The sequence below is a fragment of the Collinsella sp. LCP19S3_H3 genome (assembly GCF_052119145.1).
GTDB lineage: Bacteria > Actinomycetota > Coriobacteriia > Coriobacteriales > Coriobacteriaceae > Collinsella.
On record NZ_JBQKFW010000006.1, the window covers coordinates 34149 to 51472 of the forward strand.

At 59.7% G+C, this 17324-nt stretch carries 15 protein-coding genes; 6 read left to right on the forward strand and 9 right to left on the reverse strand.

Annotated features, from left to right (window positions below; all coding sequences use genetic code 11):
- Window positions 1-45: 45 nt before the first annotated feature.
- From rplA to leuB, 5 genes are all read left to right on the forward strand, one after another.
- Window positions 46-753: a 50S ribosomal protein L1 gene (rplA, locus tag ACTQZF_RS04590; protein WP_154514750.1), complete on the forward strand. Its 708-nt coding sequence runs from the start codon at window positions 46-48 to the stop codon at window positions 751-753.
- A gap of 426 nt (window positions 754-1179) precedes the next feature.
- Window positions 1180-2715: a 2-isopropylmalate synthase gene (locus tag ACTQZF_RS04595; RefSeq protein ID WP_441056811.1), complete on the forward strand. Its 1536-nt coding sequence runs from the start codon at window positions 1180-1182 to the stop codon at window positions 2713-2715.
- Between the two features lie 41 nt (window positions 2716-2756).
- Window positions 2757-4022 carry a 3-isopropylmalate dehydratase large subunit gene (gene leuC, locus ACTQZF_RS04600; RefSeq protein ID WP_441554663.1) on the forward strand — a complete coding sequence of 422 codons (1266 nt, stop codon included), beginning with the start codon at window positions 2757-2759 and terminating at the stop codon, window positions 4020-4022.
- A 251-nt stretch (window positions 4023-4273) separates the two neighbouring features.
- Window positions 4274-4786 (forward strand): 3-isopropylmalate dehydratase small subunit, encoded by a 513-nt coding sequence (locus ACTQZF_RS04605; RefSeq protein WP_427793572.1) that lies wholly within the window; start codon window positions 4274-4276, stop codon window positions 4784-4786.
- A gap of 6 nt (window positions 4787-4792) precedes the next feature.
- Window positions 4793-5965, forward strand: coding sequence for a 3-isopropylmalate dehydrogenase (gene leuB / locus ACTQZF_RS04610; RefSeq protein ID WP_441554664.1), 1173 nt, complete (start codon window positions 4793-4795; stop codon window positions 5963-5965).
- Window positions 5966-6015: 50 nt separating this feature from the next.
- Here the strand turns inward: leuB and ACTQZF_RS04615 are convergent, their stop codons facing one another.
- The 9 genes from ACTQZF_RS04615 to ACTQZF_RS04655 all read right to left on the reverse strand — a co-directional run bounded on the left by ACTQZF_RS04615 (window position 6016) and on the right by ACTQZF_RS04655 (window position 16097).
- Window positions 6016-6726, reverse strand: coding sequence for a metallophosphoesterase family protein (locus ACTQZF_RS04615; protein WP_427747697.1), 711 nt, complete (start codon window positions 6724-6726; stop codon window positions 6016-6018).
- The gene (locus ACTQZF_RS04620) at window positions 6723-8639 is read right to left on the reverse strand and encodes a BMP family ABC transporter substrate-binding protein (RefSeq protein WP_441554665.1); all 1917 of its coding nucleotides are present in this window, start codon (window positions 8637-8639) and stop codon (window positions 6723-6725) included. Before ACTQZF_RS04620 ends, ACTQZF_RS04615 begins: the two co-directional genes overlap by 4 nt.
- A 116-nt stretch (window positions 8640-8755) precedes the next feature.
- Window positions 8756-9523 carry a mechanosensitive ion channel family protein gene (locus ACTQZF_RS04625; protein ID WP_441554666.1) on the reverse strand — a complete coding sequence of 256 codons (768 nt, stop codon included), beginning with the start codon at window positions 9521-9523 and terminating at the stop codon, window positions 8756-8758.
- A gap of 334 nt (window positions 9524-9857) precedes the next feature.
- Window positions 9858-10652, reverse strand: coding sequence for an ABC transporter ATP-binding protein (locus tag ACTQZF_RS04630; protein WP_117839998.1), 795 nt, complete (start codon window positions 10650-10652; stop codon window positions 9858-9860).
- Window positions 10645-11568, reverse strand: a complete 924-nt coding sequence (locus ACTQZF_RS04635) for an ABC transporter permease (protein WP_427718394.1) — start codon at window positions 11566-11568, stop codon at window positions 10645-10647. Before ACTQZF_RS04635 ends, ACTQZF_RS04630 begins: the two co-directional genes overlap by 8 nt.
- A 204-nt stretch (window positions 11569-11772) precedes the next feature.
- Entirely contained in the window at window positions 11773-12753 is a 981-nt protein-coding gene (locus ACTQZF_RS04640; protein ID WP_441554667.1) for an ABC transporter substrate-binding protein, read from the reverse strand.
- A gap of 158 nt (window positions 12754-12911) precedes the next feature.
- The gene (locus ACTQZF_RS04645; protein ID WP_441048859.1) at window positions 12912-13700 is read right to left on the reverse strand and encodes a hypothetical protein; all 789 of its coding nucleotides are present in this window, start codon (window positions 13698-13700) and stop codon (window positions 12912-12914) included.
- A 250-nt stretch (window positions 13701-13950) separates the two neighbouring features.
- Window positions 13951-15354 (reverse strand): asparagine--tRNA ligase, encoded by a 1404-nt coding sequence (gene asnS, locus ACTQZF_RS04650; RefSeq protein ID WP_441554668.1) that lies wholly within the window; start codon window positions 15352-15354, stop codon window positions 13951-13953.
- Between the two features lie 179 nt (window positions 15355-15533).
- On the reverse strand, window positions 15534-16097 hold the full coding sequence (locus ACTQZF_RS04655; RefSeq protein WP_154514730.1) for a PTS sugar transporter subunit IIA: 564 nt from the start codon (window positions 16095-16097) through the stop codon (window positions 15534-15536).
- 247 nt (window positions 16098-16344) lie between these two features.
- On the opposite strand from ACTQZF_RS04655, the gene ACTQZF_RS04660 reads away from it, so the two are divergent.
- Window positions 16345-17244, forward strand: a complete 900-nt coding sequence (locus ACTQZF_RS04660) for an alpha/beta hydrolase (RefSeq protein ID WP_427793558.1) — start codon at window positions 16345-16347, stop codon at window positions 17242-17244.
- Window positions 17245-17324: the final 80 nt, after the last annotated feature.

Sequence of the window (17324 nt, forward strand, 5' to 3'; positions counted from 1 at the left end):
GATGTGGGAGGGCTCAAGCCCGTTTAACCACAGGAGGTAATGCACATGGCTAAGCATGGTAAGAGCTATAACGCCGCTGCCGAGAAGGTCGACCGCGCCACGCTCTACACCCCCCTTCAGGCTGCCAAGCTCATCAAGGAGCTCGACACCGCCAAGTTCGACGAGACCGTCGAGGCCCACTTCCGTCTGGGCATCGATACTCGTAAGGCTGACCAGAACATCCGTGGTTCCATCTCCCTGCCCCACGGCACCGGCAAGACCGTTCGTGTTGCCGTCTTCGCCGAGGGCGAGAAGGCCCGTGAGGCCGAGGCTGCCGGCGCCGACATCATCGGTTCCGACGAGCTCGTCGCCCAGATCCAGAAGGGCGAGATCAACTTCGACGCCGCTATCGCTACGCCGAACATGATGGCCAAGGTTGGCCGCATCGGTAAGATCCTTGGTCCCCGTGGCCTCATGCCGAACCCCAAGCTCGGCACCGTGACCATGGACGTCGCCAAGATGGTCTCCGAGCTCAAGGCCGGCCGCGTTGAGTATCGCGCCGACCGTTATGGCATCTGCCACGTGCCCCTGGGCAAGAAGTCCTTCTCTGAGCAGCAGCTCGTTGAGAACTACGCTGCCCTGTACACCGAGATCCTGCGCGTCAAGCCCTCTTCTGCTAAGGGCAAGTACGTCAAGTCCATCTCTGTGTCTTCCACCATGGGCCCTGGCGTCAAGGTCGATCCCGCTGTCCAGCGTGACTTCCTGGCTGAGTAACTTCTAGTTACTGCCTGAGCAAAGCAAGCATTGCTAAAGGAACCCGGTTCTGTCTCGTGCAGGACCGGGTTCCTTGCTATTTCGGGCCAAAACCAACACGAAGGAGATAGGCGCCTTTGTGGTGGTTTTGGTTCAAAATTCCCGTTGCGCGTCGTTTTGCCTGTGTTACACTTTAGCCCAATGTAGTGAATACCCGAGGCTGAAAGGAGCCAGACATGTTCTATAACAAACAGCAGCTCCTAGGCCTAGCGCTACTAGATTAGATAGCGCGCTAGGGTTGTAATTTCGCTAAAACGATTAGTTGTACCCGGGTGCGCTATCTTCCGCCGCTTTTGGGCGTGATGAGCGACACGGGTATTATTCTATCTTGGGGCACTCCATCTCTCCTGAAAGCCATCTGTATCTTTAGCCTGTCAGGAGGAAATCATGAGCCGCAAAATCGCAATCTTTGACACAACGCTTCGTGACGGGGAGCAGTCTCCCGGCGCCAGCATGAATACCGAGGAAAAGCTCGTTATTGCACGCCAGCTGGTACGTATGAATGTCGACGTGATCGAGGCGGGATTTCCTATTTCGAGCCCCGGTGATTATCGTTCCGTACAGGAGATTGGCAAGATCGCGGGTGACCGGTGCACGGTATGCGGTCTCACCCGTGCGGTCGATAAGGATATCGAAGTGGCCGCAGAAGCCCTCAAGACGGCTCAGAGGCCCCGTATCCATACCGGTCTGGGTGTGAGCCCCAGCCATCTGCGTGACAAGCTCCATATGACCGAGGATGAGGCTATCGAGCGCGCTATTCACGCCGTAAAGCACGCTCGTAAGTTTGTCGACGATGTCGAGTTTTATGCCGAGGATGCGGGCCGCTCCGATCAGGAGTTCCTGGTCCGCATTATCGAGGCAGCGATCAAGGCCGGCGCTACGGTCGTGAATATTCCGGACACCACGGGCTATAACATGCCTTGGGAGTTTGGTGCTCGTATTCGCGATCTGCGCGAGCGCGTGGCTGGAATCGAGGACGTTACGATTTCGGTCCACACGCATAACGATCTGGGCATGGCCACAGCCCTTGCACTCGAGGCGGTCCGCAATGGCGCGACGCAGATCGAGTGCACCGTCAACGGCTTGGGCGAGCGAGCGGGCAACACGGCGCTCGAGGAGGTCGTCATGGCCATGAGGATGCACGAGCAGGATCTGGATGCACATACCGATATCGTAACGACCGAGCTCACGCGCGCATCCAAGCTCGTCAGCTCAATCACTGGCATTAATGTGCAGCCCAACAAGTCCATTGTGGGCGCTAATGCGTTTGCACACAGCTCGGGCATTCACCAGGATGGCGTGCTCAAGGCGCGTGACACCTACGAGATTATCGATCCCAAGGACGTGGGTGCAGCGGGATCCGAGATTATCCTTTCGGCACGTTCGGGCCATGCGGCGCTGCGCCATCGTCTCGCCGAGCTGGGTTATACGTTTGGCGATGAGGAATTCGAGTCGATCTACCAGCGCTTCTTGGAGATTGCAGATCAAAAGAAAGAGGTCTTTGACGAGGACCTGGAGTCGATGATTCAGGAGCGCCAGCGCGAGGTCAAGGCGATCTACACCCTCGACGCGCTTCAAGTTTCCTGCGGCGACCCGCTTATTCCTACGGCCACGGCGACCATCACGGACGAGGACGGCGCGACACGGGTGGTTTGCTCGACGGGTACTGGTCCGGTTGATGCGGCCTACAAGGCGGTCGACAAGGCCATTTCTGCCCATGGCGAGCTGACGGAGTTCAACGTTAAAGCCATCACGCGTGGCATCGACGCTATCGGTGAGGTGACGGTGCGCATCACCGCCGAGGACGGCAAGATCTACACCGGCCGCGGCGCGGATACCGACATTATCGTGAGCTCGGCCAAGGCTTACATCAACGCTATTAACCGCATGATTCAGACCAACCGTTCCAAGGCGGGCAAGTAACGATATTCGGCAGGGCAAAGCCCGCTTGAGAGGGGAATCACATGGCACGTCCCATGACCGTAGCAGAGAAAATTTTGGCGGCACACGCCGGGCTCGATGAGGTAAAGCCGGGCCAGCTGGTCGAATGCGACCTGGACATCGTGCTCGCCAACGACATTACCGCACCTATCGCGATCGATGTCTTTCGCGAGCTGGGTGCCACCGAGGTATTTGATCGCGATCGCATTTGCCTGGTGCCCGATCACTATGCTCCCAACAAGGACATCAAGAGCGCCGAGCAGACCAAAAAGATGCGAGATTTTGCGCACGAGCAGCATGTGACGCACTATTACGAGCAAGGTTGCGCGGGCATTGAGCATGCCCTGCTGCCCGAGCGCGGCGTGGTGGTCCCGGGCGATCTGATTATCGGTGCCGACTCGCATACCTGCACGTATGGCGCCTTGGGTGCGTTTTCGACCGGTGTGGGCTCAACAGACGCCGGCGTGGGCATTGCCACGGGGCGCGCATGGTTTAAGGTGCCGCCGACGATTCGCTTTGAGATTAATGGCGAGCTTGAGGACGGCGCCACCGCCAAGGACATCATCCTGCACATTATCGGCATGATCGGCGTGGACGGTGCCCTGTACCAGGCCATGGAGTTTGCCGGCAGCACCATCGAGGGCCTGTCGATGGAAGGTCGCATGACAATTTCGAACATGGCGATCGAAGCGGGCGGCAAGGCGGGCATTATCGAGGTCGATGATGTTGCCCGCGCCTGGCTCAAGGGGCGCTGCGAACGTGATTACGTTGAGTATCACGCCGATCCAGACGCCGAGTATGCCCAGGTTATTGCCATTGACGCGGCCGACATTAAGCCGTGTGTATCGTGGCCGCATCTGCCCAGCAACACCCATCCGGTGTGCGAGAGCCGTCACATCATGATCGACCAGGCGGTAATCGGCTCGTGCACCAACGGACGTATCGAGGATATGCGTGCTGCGGCCGAAGTCATGCGCGGCCATAAGGTTGCCGACGGGGTGCGTTGCATCGTGATTCCGGCTACCCAGGCGGTCTTCCGCCAGTGCATGAAGGAGGGGTTGACCGACATTTTCCTAGATGCCAACTGTGTGTTCTCCACGCCCACGTGCGGTCCGTGCCTGGGTGGCTACATGGGCATCTTGGCGGCGGGGGAGCGTTGCGTTTCTACGACCAACCGCAACTTTGTCGGCCGTATGGGCGACCCCACGTCCGAGGTCTATCTGGCCTCGCCGGCCGTGGCGGCTGCTTCTGCCGTGGCGGGGCATATCTGTGCGCCGTCTGACCTGTAGGGGCTACGGGGTCCTTCGACCTTTGCTCGCTACTGCGGACAGTCCTGGCACTTTTTTGTTCGCCGAAGGCGAACGCTAACTTTCCATTAGCTTTTTTGTAGCCGAAACGCGAACGAGGGATTTGATATTTGCTTGCGTCGAGTTCCGCACGAGCCGGAGAGCACTTAATGTGCTCTCCGTGCGAGCAGGACTGTCCGAGTAAGTAAGTAAATATCAAATCCCCCGCATTCCATGTTTGAACGGAGAATGATATGAACTTTGAAGGCAAGGTATTTAGGTATGGTCGTGATGTTGATACGGATGTCATCATTCCTGCTCGGTATCTGAACTCGTCCGACCATGCGCACTTGGCGGCGCATGCTATGGAGGATATTGACCCCGCGTTTGCCTCTGCCGTGAGGCCTGGTGACATCATTGTGGCTGAGGAGAACTTTGGTTGCGGTTCTTCGCGTGAGCATGCCCCGGTTGCCATTAAGGCTGCAGGGGTGTCGTGTGTTATTGCCAAGAGCTTCGCACGCATCTTCTATCGCAATGCCATTAACGTGGGCCTGCCCATTATGGAGTGCCCCGAAGCTGTCGATGCGATTTGTGCCGGCGATACCGTGAAGGTCGATACCGATGCGGGTGTCATCACCAACGAGCGTACTGGCGAGACTTTTACAGCTGAGCCGTTCCCGCCATTTATTGCCGAGATTATCGAGGCCGGCGGTTTGGTTGCGCGCACGCGTGCCAAGATTGTCGCGGCAAAGGGTCAGGAGGCGTAAGCGATTATGACGGTCAAGCTGGATAATCCGTTTGCAAACGGGCCGAGTAGCGAGAGCTGGAGCTGCAACGTGAAGAAGACCTATAAGATCTGCTGTCTTCCTGGTGACGGAATTGGGCCCGAGGTTATTACCGAGGGTAAGAAGGTGCTGGCTGCCGTGGGCAAGCGCGCTGGCATAGAGTTTGCCTTTGAGGATCACCTGATTGGTGGCGCGGCGATCGATGCGTGCGGCAATCCGCTGCCCGATGAAACCCTTGCGGCGGCAAAGGCGTCGGACGCCGTGCTGTTGGCATCCGTCGGTGGCCCAAAGTGGGATTCGACCGATCCGGCGGCCCCGCGCCCCGAGCAAGGCTTGCTGCGTATCCGCAAAGAACTCGGCCTCTATACCAACCTTCGCCCCGTAAAAATCTACGACGCACTTGCCAGCGCATCGACGCTTCGTCCCGAAGTCATCAAGGGTGTTGACATGGTACTCGTCCGCGAACTTACCGGTGGCATTTACTTTGGCAAGCACGAGCGCTTTTATGACGAGGGCGGCGCGGGCACCGACGGTGTGGCTGGCCAGCGCGCGGTTGACGTAATGGAGTACCGCGAGTACGAAGTTGAGCGCATCGCCCGCCAGGCGTTCGAGGCAGCTCGCAAGCGCCGCGGCAAGGTGACAAGCGTGGACAAGCGCAATGTATTGGAGACGAGCCGCATGTGGCGTGAGATCGTGCATCGCGTGCATGACGAGGAGTATCCAGATGTAGAGCTTGAGGACCTGCTCGTCGACAACGCCGCCATGCAGCTCATTAACCGGCCGGCCGACTTTGACGTCGTAGTTACGGAGAACATGTTCGGCGACATTCTCTCCGACGAGGCGGCACAGATTACCGGATCGCTCGGCATGCTTGCCTCGGCTTCGCTGGGCGATGGCGTGTCGCTGTTTGAGCCGAGCGCCGGCAGCGCGCCCGACATCGCGGGGCTCGGTATCGCTAACCCGCTCGCGCAGATCCTGTCGGCGGCAATGCTGCTCACGTACGCGCTCGACATGGGTGAGCAGGCTGCTTGGATCGAAAATGCCGTGGCGCGTGTGCTTGACGAAGGCTGGCGTACCCGCGACATCGCCGACGCCAGCACCCCTGCCGATAAGATCCTCGGCACGACCCAGATGGGCGATAAGGTCATCGCCGCGCTGTAGTGTCGAGATGTCCGGAACCACCACAAAGGCACCTGTCCCCTTTGTGGCGGTTACCAGGGGGTTCTGGCGGTTGAGGACTCGATTGCCTCGTGGCGCTTGAGCTCGCGGCGCATGGTTTGCGAATTGAGCCAGGCTGCCTGCCATCCACGGATGGGGTAGCGCGCCTCGTCAAGCTCAAACTGCGTATAGCCGCAGGCGTTGATAATCGTCGTCCCGCATGCGTGCTGGCGTTCGCGTTGAAAGTCGCGAACATAGCATTGGTGCACATGCCCGTGCACCATGTAGTCGGGATTCCATGTCTCGAGCGCTGTGTTAAAGCATTCGAATCCCCGATGCGGCAGATCGTCCAGATCGCCTATGCCGGCGGCGGGCGCATGGGTGAGCAAGATGTCGCAGCCGCCGACCATCCTCACTTTGCGGGACAGCTTGCGCACGCGCTTGGCCATCTCGCGCTCGGTGTACATGTTAGCGCCATCTCGGTAGCGCATGGAGCCGCCAAGCCCCGCAATGCGGACGCCGCGATACACGTATACGGTGTCTTCGACACAGATGCAGCCGCCCGGTGCATGACGCGCGTAGCGGTCATCGTGATTGCCACGCACGTAGATGAGCGGTCTGTTGATGACCGTGACCAAAAACTCAAGATAGTCCGGGTCCAGATCGCCAGCGGACAAAATTAGGTCGACACCCTCAAAGCGTTCCTTGCGAAAGCACTCCCACAGGCATCGCTCTTCGGTATCGGCTATGGCAAGGATTTTCATAGAGCACGGACCTTCGGCTCATCGTCAGGCTGCGGAATGGTGCCCACCACGTTGTCTGCCAGCCAGTCCATCTCGACGATTTGCGTGCTCGGCAGTGGGGGAAAGCCCTCAATCTGCACCACGCCGTCTTGGCTATGGAGCTCGCCGCCAAATGGATTGATGGAGCCCTCGACGATGCCATTGCGGAGGAGCTGAACAAGCTTGCGCGTCTGATAGGGCAGACCCGGAGCGTAGCGAATATCGATAACGCCCGAGCTCATGCCATACCAGTAGTTGACGGCGCGAACCTGGCTGTCGTCACTGGTCTCGTCCCAGGTGCCATGCAGCAGACTTCGCACGATAAGCTCGTAGTATCGGCCCCAGTTCCACACCGGCATGGCAATGCCGGCAACCTTGCCATCGATCAGGCGGTGAAGTCCGTAGGCCGTGGGGTCTTCGAGCGACTTTGACATGTCGGCGCCGGTCATGACGCTCACGCCTTCGCGGCACATGGCCTCGGCAAGGCCTCCGGCGGGCACATCGCCCCAGGTTAGGATAATTTGCGCACGGGGGTCGAGCAGCGAGGCGCCAATCGCAAAGGCGTTGATCTCGCTGAGTGCGCCCGAGGCGAAGACCGACGCGTGGTAACCGATGCGGTGGTTGTCCGCCATGCTGGCGGCAAGGGCGCCCAGGAGAAACTTGGCTTCGTACATCTTGCCAAAGTAAGAGCGGACGCTTTGGTGGGGAAGGCCGATGGAGCAGTTAAGGAACCGAACCCGGGGATATTCAACGGCAGCCCTGAGCGTGTATTCCATCAGGCGGTGCGAGGTCGAGAAGATGACGTTTGCTCCATGTTTGACAGCCGTTTCCACGGCGGCGTAGAACACGTCCGGATCGTGACAGTCCTCAAACGCCTCGGTGCGCACGATACCGCCAAAGTGCTCATCGAGATACTGACGCCCTTGGTCGTGCAGGCTGTCCCAGCTCGACGTCGCACAGGTGAATTCATGGATAAAGGCGATGCGCAGGGGGTTGGCCGCCGAATAGACGGTCTTGCCCATAAAGAAGTTGAGCATACCGGAGGTGGACTTGGCGGGCGACTCCTCCTCATCGACGTTCGGCGCTTCGACAAGATCGACCTTGTCCTCGTCACTTTTCCCGGCGATGACCAGTTCGCGCCAGATCTTGCACAGGCGGTTTACGACGATATCTGTCGGCGTATCCAGCAGGCGGTCCTGGTTGTACACATTGAGGTAGACGAGCATGGCGTCGGCGGGCGTAATGTCCAGGTGGTCGCCGCCCGCGCGAAGGTAGGCGCGCTTAAAGAGCAGGAAGGTGTGGCGCAGGTAGTCGACCTTTTTCTGGGGCCATTTTTCGATAAGGTTCTGGCCGAGCATCTTGGCGAGCGTTTCGTAGCTTCCTTCGCGCGAGAACTCGATCTCGTATAGGGGGCAGACACGCCAAAACGCGCAGAACTCGCCGTACAGGCGGCTTTCGACGGAATCCCATTTGCCGGGATAGAGGCGGGAGACCTTGGCCGAAACCGTCGGGGCGTCCAGGAATTTGAGGACGCTGACGCGCTTGTTGCCCTCCTGGACATAGAACCGATGCATGAACTCGGTGACGATGATGGGGTCGCGATAGCCCTCGGTTACCTGAATGTCGTAGAGGTTGGACCACTTGCGGGCGAACTCGGTGCTAAACGGCAGCAGGGGCATAAAGTTGCATGAAAAGGCGGACTGACGGCCCTTGGTAACCGTGCCGACAACCATTTCGAGCGGAATATCCCGCAGGCCGACATTCTCTCGCTGACCTAGGGGGAGCTGGGCAACCAAACTGTCGAGGTCCGTAAGGTATGGATGCTCGCTTTGGCTAATGGCGCGTCGACGTCCTTGCTCGCCGCGCTTGCGTGCTTGACGGTAGGCCTCTTCCATAGTTTGCTCCCTTAGTCGTTTAAACAACTGTATGAACTATGGTACCACGAATGAAAACCTCCCATTTCCCGATGTCCAAGAAATGGGAGGCAGTTCACCGTCCCCTTTGTGGCGGTTTAGGCGATGATGGGGGCGATGGCGCGGATGCAGGCGTCGGCTGCCGTGAAGGTGGTGCTGTCGTCACTGACGATAAAGATGATCTTGCCCTTGATGCCAAAGTCGCCGATTTCGCTAAAGAGCACGTAGGGCTCCTGGTCAAAGCCCGAGATGGGCGAGACGGCCGTTTTGGTGGCGCTTGTGAGCTCGTCTGCCAGCGCGTCAAGGGAAGCCCATTTAGACGTGTCCTTTACGGCAAGGGGCACGGCCACACGTCCAAAGGGCATCAGATGCACGAGCGTGTTCTTGGAGATGTTGGAGTTGGGCACAATGATAGTCTGCCCGTAGGCATCCTCGATGGTCGTGTGGCGCCAGGTGATGTCCTGGACCACGCCCGACACGCCGCCAACCTCGATATTGTCGCCGGGCTTGATGATGCCCATAAAGGTCACCTGCATGCCGCCGATAAGGTTCGACAGCGTGTCCTGAAAGCCGAGCGAGATGGCAATGCCGCCGACGCCAAGAGCGGCGACGAGCGCGTTTGCGTTAATGCCAAAGCAGTTGTCGAGGATAAAGCTGCCGCCAATCATCCAGATGACGGCGCGCGCGATGTTGATGAAGATACTCGATGCGGGAAGCGGGTTATCGTCGCGGTTGAGCAGGTGACGCAGCGTCTTGGAAACGACTTTGGCGGCAACGGCGGTGCCTATCGCCAAAATACCAGCCCAGATGATGTTGTGGACCCACCGCTGCTCAAAGAAATGAAGAATCGGCTCAAACAATTCCATGTAGGGAAAACCTCCTCATGATCGTTCAACCATGATACCCACCAAAAAGCCCGTCCGATCACAACGGACGGGCCGATAACTTGAGATGGGGCGTCCGCGGTGGCGTAAGCTGGGGCGCCGGCGAGTACGCCGGCAAGGAGTGCGGCGGTCAAGCAAGACGAGGAAGAGATCCTCTCATGGCAGTTTCCTTAGTTCTTAACCAGTGGTCCCTGCTGACGCTGGATTATCGACATAATATGCGAAGACCGCCGCAAAGGTGTCTGTCCCTTTGCGGCGGTTTTGACGTCTGCGCAGATAAAACCTGCCAAAATAAACCTGTCCCTTTTTGGTAGGTTTAGCTCAGCAGCATGCGGTCGTTGGCGAGCTCGCCGCCCGAGACCTCCTCGAACTTCTGAAGCAAGTCGGCCACGGTGAGCGATTTCTTCTCATCGCCCGCCACGTCGTAGATTACGTGGCCCTCGTGCATCATGATCAGGCGATTGCCCAGACGGATAGCGTCGTTCATGTTATGCGTGACCATGAGCGTGGTCAGGTGGTTCTCGTCGACGATCTCCTCGGTCAGATTGAGCACCTTAGAGGCCGTCTTGGGGTCGAGTGCCGCGGTATGCTCGTCGAGCAGCAGCAGGCGCGGCTTGGTGAGCGTGGCCATGAGCAGGGTGAGTGCCTGGCGCTGGCCGCCCGAGAGCAGGCCGACCTTGGCGTTGAGGCGTGTGTCCAGACCAAGGTCCAGGCGTTTGAGCAGCTTGACGTACTCGTCCTTCTCGGCCTTGGTGACGCCCCACGAAAGGCCGCGACGCTGGCCGCGACGCTTGGCGAGTGCCAGGTTCTCGGCAATTTGCATGTCGGCTGCGGTGCCGCGCATGGGGTCCTGGAACACGCGGCCCAGGTACTTGGCACGCTGCGACTCGCTCAGACGCGAGATGTCGGTGCCGTCGAGCTCGATAACGCCCGAATCGAGCGGATACACGCCGGCGATCATGTTGAGCAGCGTGGACTTGCCGGCGCCGTTGCCGCCAATCACGGTTACAAAGTCGCCATCGTTGAGGGTAAGGTCGACGCCGGTAAGAGCGCGCTTTTCGGTGACGGTGCCCTTGTTAAAGGTCTTCTTGACGTGCGAGAGCTTAAGCATCTGCCTCATCCCCCTTCGTGTAGGAGCTGCGGAGCTTATAGCGCTCCCAAACCACGGGCACGCATAGGGCCACGGCGACAATCACGGCGGAGAGCAGCTTCATGTCGTTGGCGTCCATGCCCAGCTGCAGCACGATGGCGCGGATGAGGAAGTACACCACGGAGCCAAAGACGGCGGAGGCAAGACGGACGCTAAACTGCGTGAGACCGCCGGGCAGCAGGCGGCCGAGCACCTCGCCGATAACAATGGCGGCGAGACCGATAACGATGGCGCCGGTGCCCATGCCAATGTCGGCGTACTTCTGGCTCTGGCAGATGAGCGCGCCCGAAAGGCCAATGAGGGCGTTGGAGAGCACGAGAGCGATCATCTTAGTGGAGTTGGTGTTGACGCCCAAGGCACGGATCATGTACTCGTTGTTGCCGGTGGCGCGCAGCGCCGAGCCGATCTCGGTGCCAAAGAACCAATACAGGATGGCAACGATAGCCACGGCGAGCAAGATGCCCAGGATGATGGCAACGGTGGACTGCGGCAGACCCGTCATATTGCTGACGGCCGAGAACACGGTACCCTTGGCAAGGATGGGCGTGTTGGATTTGCCCATGATGCGCAGGTTGATGGACCACAGGCTGATCTGGGTGAGGATTCCGGCGAGGATCGCGGGAATCTCAAAGACGGTGGTCAGAATGCCCGTGACCGCGCCCGCAATGGCGCCGGCGCACATGCCGGCCAAAACGGCGAGCAACGGGTCGGCATTGTTGTTGACGATGAGCACGGCGCAGACGCAGCCGCCGAGGGCAAAGCTGCCGTCGCAGGTCATATCGGGGATGTCGAGCAGGCGGAACGTGATAAACACGCCAAGCACCATAATGCCCCAGAGGACACCCTGCGAAACGGCGCCCTGCAATGCAATGAGCATGCTTCATACCTCCTAGGATAGGGTGGACACGTGATTTTCCATAATAGCGGTACCAATGCATAAAAGAGCAGCGGACGGACATTTTGTTTTACCAAAAACAAGCAGGGCGAACGCCGGTCTTTAGCGTTCGCCCCAATGACTCAGATATTGAATAACGCAGCTATGGCGCAAGCGCGTGCTCTAGCTGCGTTACCGCGCATGGCGCTACTCGTCTAGAGCGGAAAGGTCGATACCCAGGGCCTCGGCCATCTCGTCGTTCTTGACGACGACCAGATCCTTGCTTGGGAGGTGCTTGATCGGCATATCCTCGGGCTTGGCCTCGCCCTTCAGAATCTTAACGGCCATCTCGCCCGCGGCGTAGCCCAGGTCCTCATAGTTGATGGAAAGGGTGAACAGGCCGCCGGCCATGCACATGCCCTCCTCGCCGGTCACAAAGGGAAGCTTGTTCTCCTTGCAGATCTGACCGACCTGCGAAGCGCCCGCGGCGATGGTGTTGTCAGTGGGGGAGTAGAGCGCGTCGACCTTGCCCACGGCAGACTCGACGACGGACTGGATCTCGTTGGAGCTCGAGACGGTGAAATCGGTGTACTCCAGGCCCAGCTTGTCGAGTTCCTTCTTGGCGGCCTTGATCTGGACGTCGGAGTTGGACTCGGCGGTGCAGTAGAGCAGACCGACCTTTTTAACGTCGGGCAGGACCTTCTGCATCATCTCGAGCTGCTCGGCGACCGGGGTGAGGTCGGAGGCGCCGGTGACGTTGGTGCCGGGCGTGTCGTTGTCCTGGACCAGGCCGGAGGCGGCGTAGTCGGTGATGGCGCAGCCCACGATGGGGATATCGGCCGTGGCGCCGGCGGCAGCCTGTGCGGCAGGCGTGGCGATGGCGTAGATCAGGTTGACGTTGTCGCCCACAAACTTGTCGGCGATGGACTTACACGTGGACTGGTCGTTCTGGGCGTTCTTCTGGTCGATCTTGACCTTGAGCCCGCTCTTCTTGATGGCCTTGACAAAGCCGTCGTTGGCGGCGTCGAGCGCGGAGTGCTCAGTGAGCTGCAGAACGCCGATGGTGTAGTCGGAACCGGCGGCTGCAGAGCCGGAACCAGAGTTGCCGCCGCATCCGGCGAGCGGGGCCAGTGCGAGCAGGCCGGCGGAGACCAGAAGGCTCCTGCGGCTGATGGTGATGTCGTTCATGTCATTACCCCCAGTATAGAAATTGCTGGAAACACTGCACTCAAACAAAGTGCAAGTGGGTCTATAGTAGCGCCGATGCCCATTTTTTCAACAACCTGTCGGGTTTTTTAATACTGAACCGGATGGACGGCGGGGGATTCGGCGGGCAACGGCAAGACTTAGGCGGCGGGCGCGGGCCGCTCCCCCTCGTCCAGCGCGGCAAAGAGCTTCTTGCCGTCGAGCAGGCGCGTGCTAACGTTTCTCATGCGGCTGACCTCGACGGTGCGTAGGGTGTCGTCGGAGCCGTGCCCGTCGACGACCGTTCCCAGCAGATACGAGACGCCGTCTCGCTGTTTGATGGCAAAAGGCCGAACGGTCATCCTCGTCACTTCGATCTTGTCATGTGTCGTGACGCTTGAAATGTCAAAGCTCACCGTGGTTCCGTGGTCGATGGCCCGCTCGATGAGCTCGCAGGTATCGATGCGTTTGGCGGGCGGTCGCGTGGTCTTGGCGGGTTTGCCTTCTGCGCTTGGTGCCGGCTCGGACGTATCGAGATAGCCGCGAACGTCGGCGCTTGCCATGGCGACCAGATGGCGCGCTATGCTTTTTCTGGTCGCGATGGGTGTGGAGCGGTTGCGCATGACCATGCCATGGAGTCGAATGATTTCCTCGTCGGAGAGCGGTCGGGTGAGAAGTCGGTAACCCGCGCCGCGCTTGTACTCAATCTCGTATCCGGCATGTCGCAGGGCGGAAATCGCGGTATGGATACTGCGCCGCGCTGCCGAGATGGGCATGCGAGCGGGGTCGTCGGGATGGGCGAGACGCTCGATCAGCTCATCGGGAGGAAGCGCTTTGTCCTCACCGGTATGCTCGCTTAAGAGTTGCAGGATGCGCACAGCGCGATAGGCTGCCATGGAGGCAGCACCCCTGGTCGTAGCCTCGTAGTTCTCAACAGCGGGTTTGGCCATTGCGTTCACGTCCTTTCCGTTTTTGGGTGATGACGCTACGGAGCCTAGGACGCGGGGTTTGCTTAGGGGCACAGGGCACTCTGGGTGGTCGGTAGTCGTCGGCAAGCGGCGGGTCGAGTTTTCAACAGCCCTGATCAGCTGACCAAAAGCTTGACAAAAGCCTGACGGATGCTGTTGAAAAAAGCGCCCCTCGGCTTGCCGAGAGGCGCTGGTGCGACACGCTGTAACGCGCGGGACGGAGTTGTGGCGATTAGAAATCGGCGTTGCCCACGGTGCGGGGGTGCGGAAGGACGTCGCGGATGTTGCCCACGCCCGTCAGGTACATTACCAAGCGCTCGAAGCCCAGGCCATAGCCGGCGTGTTTGCAGGAGCCATAGCGGCGCAGGTCAAGATAGTACTTGTACTGCTCAGGGGCCATGCCCAGGTCCTTGATGCGGGCCTCGAGCAGATCCAGGCGCTCCTCGCGCTGGGAGCCGCCGATAATCTCGCCGATACCGGGAACCAGGCAGTCGGCGGCGGCGACGGTCTTGCCGTCGTCGTTCATGCGCATGTAGAAGGCCTTGATCTCGGCCGGGTAGTCGGTAACGAAGGTCGGGCGCTTAAAGTGCTCCTCGGTCAGGAAGCGCTCGTGCTCGGTCTGCAGGTCAATGCCCCAGCTGACAGGATAGTCAAACTTGTGACCGGCGGCGACGGCCTGCTCCAGGATCTCGACGGCCTCGGTGTAGGTGACGCGGGCAAAGTCGGAGTTGGCCACGTGGTTCAGGCGCTCGATCAGGCCCTTGTCCACAAACTTGTTGAGCATGTTGAGCTCGTCGGGGCAAGTGGCCATAACGTCCTTAAGAACGTACTTGAGCATGGCCTCGGCGTTATCCATGTAGTCGTTCAGGTCGGCAAAGGCCATCTCGGGCTCGATCATCCAAAACTCGGCGGCGTGGCGCGTGGTGTTGGAGTTTTCGGCGCGGAAGGTGGGGCCAAAGGTGTACACGTCGCCAAAGGCCATGGCAAAGTTCTCGGCATTGAGCTGGCCGGACACGGTAAGGCTTGCATGCTTGCCAAAGAAGTCCTGGCTCCAGTCGACCTCTCCGGAATCGGTGAGAGGCGGATTTTTGGGGTCGAGCGTGGTCACGCGGAACATCTCGCCGGCGCCCTCGCAGTCACTCGTGGTGATGATGGGGGTGTTGACGTAGACAAAGCCCTGCTCTTGGAAGAAGCGGTGGATGGCGGCAGCCGCGACAGAGCGGATGCGGAACACGGCACGGAACAGGTTGGTGCGCGGGCGCAGGTGCTGCTGGGTACGCAGGAACTCGACGGTTGCGCGCTTCTTCTGCAGCGGGTAGTCCGGGGCGCTCGTGCCCTCTACCTCGATGGAGGTGGCAGAAAGCTCGAAAGGCTGGGGCGCATCGGGGGTCAGCTTGACGGTGCCGGTGCAAATGAGTGCAGCCGAGACGTTTTGGTGGGCGATCTCGTCGTAGTTGCCGAGCGTCTCGCGGTTCATGACGACCTGCAGGTCGCGGAAGCAGCTGCCGTCGTTGAGCGTAACGAAGCCAAAGTTCTTCATGTCGCGGACGGACTTGACCCAGCCGGCGACGGTGACGGTCTGGCCGCCGAGCGACTCGGCATCGGCATAGAGCTGCGCGATTTTGGTGCGGTTCACATATCCTCCCATAACGGTTGAATGATAATTATCCATACAGTTCGATATTCTAGCAGCTCGGCTCATTTGGGCTATACAGATAAGGCATTGACGGGACGGTTTTCAAACGAAAAGCGCCCGCGGCCAAATGGCCGTGGGCGCTTGGCGTGTTGCCTATTGGCTGTACGGCGCAGGACTCGTTACTTGGTCTTAGCCACCAGCAGCGGGTCGCCCAGCTTGACGAGCGGGTTGCCGCCGATAAGCGTTCCAGACTCGCCGACATGGTCGATGCTCTTAAGACGATCGAGCTCGGAGATGATGACGGTCACGATGTCCTCGTGGCCAGCGGCCTTAATGGCATCGCGGTCGAAACTGATGAGCGGCTGGCCTGCCTTGACCACATCGCCCATCTCGACAAAGCGGGCAAAACCCTTGCCGTTCATTTGTACGGTGCCCAGGCCGACATGGATGAACACGCGAAGGCCGTCCTCGGTGATCATGCCAATAGAGTGGTTGGTGACGGTGGTGGCGCCGATGCGGCCGTTAGCGGGCGCATAGATGGTGCCGGTGATGGGCTCGATGCCGTAGCCCTGGCCGAGCATACCCGAGGCGATGGTCTCGTCGGGAATCTCGTTTAGATTGACGAGCACACCGTTAACGGGAGCGTAGATGACGCCTTCGCGGGTGGCGAAGCTTGCTGCGGGCGGTACGGACGCCTCGCCCGACGAGTTGAACGTGGACTTGAGCGAATCGAGCAGACCCATAGATGCCTCCAACGTATCAAGTGCGCATGTAGCGCACGCGTAGTTTTGCCGGAAACGTTTCGTGTGTGTTTACCGGCTCGGTCAGCGTCTCTATTTTACGCTGCTCAACGACGGCCCTGAGCTGGGATTATGTGATATATCAGTTGAAGGGAACTTATTGCGGATACGTTTCGATGCCGTGCGTCCGAGTGGGGTACGCTTGAAGGCGATACATAACGTGCGCACGAATCGCGCGAAGGGAGCATATATGATCGTCGAGAGCCATGCGCTGTGGGGCGAGGAGCCGACCGAGGAATATCCGGCGACGTTTACCTATATGGGGGCCGAACCGCTGCCCGGCAAGCCCAATGGTCGTCGCCCTGCAGTGATCATCTGCGGCGGAGGCGCGTTTACGCACATCGCCCCGCATGAGCAAGATCCGGTGGCGTTTGCCTTTTTGGATCACGGGTACCAGGCTTTTGTTCTCAACTATGTCACGAGTGGCACGGGTGACGTGAGCTTTCCGCACCCCCAGGCAGATCTTGCCAAGATGGTCGCCACGGTTCGTGCGAATGCCGACGAGTGGCATGTCGATCCCAAGCGCGTGTGCGTCGTGGGATTCTCGGCGGGCGGCATGATTTGCGCCTCGCTGGCAACGCAGTGGAAGACCGGCCCCTTCGCGGCACTTGCCGGGGCGCGTCCGGACGACATTCGTCCCGATGCCGTGGTGCTGGGCTATCCATTGCTCGACTTTGCCTATGTCCGCGACATGCAGACGCGCGATCCGCGCATCGACTTGCGCGTGCCCAAGACAGGTGGCAAGACGGGGCGCGATTTGCTCAACGACTACCTGTCGATGGTGACCGGCGGCGAGGCCACCGAAGAGCACCTGGCCGATATCTGCCCTACCACGCATGTTTCGCGCCAGATGCCGCCGACCTTTGTGTGGGGCGTGTCCGATGACAAAACGGCGCCGATCGCGCAGGTCTATCCGTTTGCTCAACGCATGGCCGAGGAGGGCGTCGCTTGCGAGATGCACGTCTTTGACCAAGGCGGTCACGGCCTTTCGCTCGGCAATGCCAATACCGCGGTCGACAACGAGGACAAGCAGGTGGCAGTCCGCCCTTGGATTCGCCTAGCCTTCCGCTTCCTGGAGCGCCATCTGTAAGAGTAAGAGGGCCAGCCCCATCCCGTCCCTCATAACTTGCGGTGAAATAGTTCCTGTTTTTGCTGGTTAAAGCCCCAAGC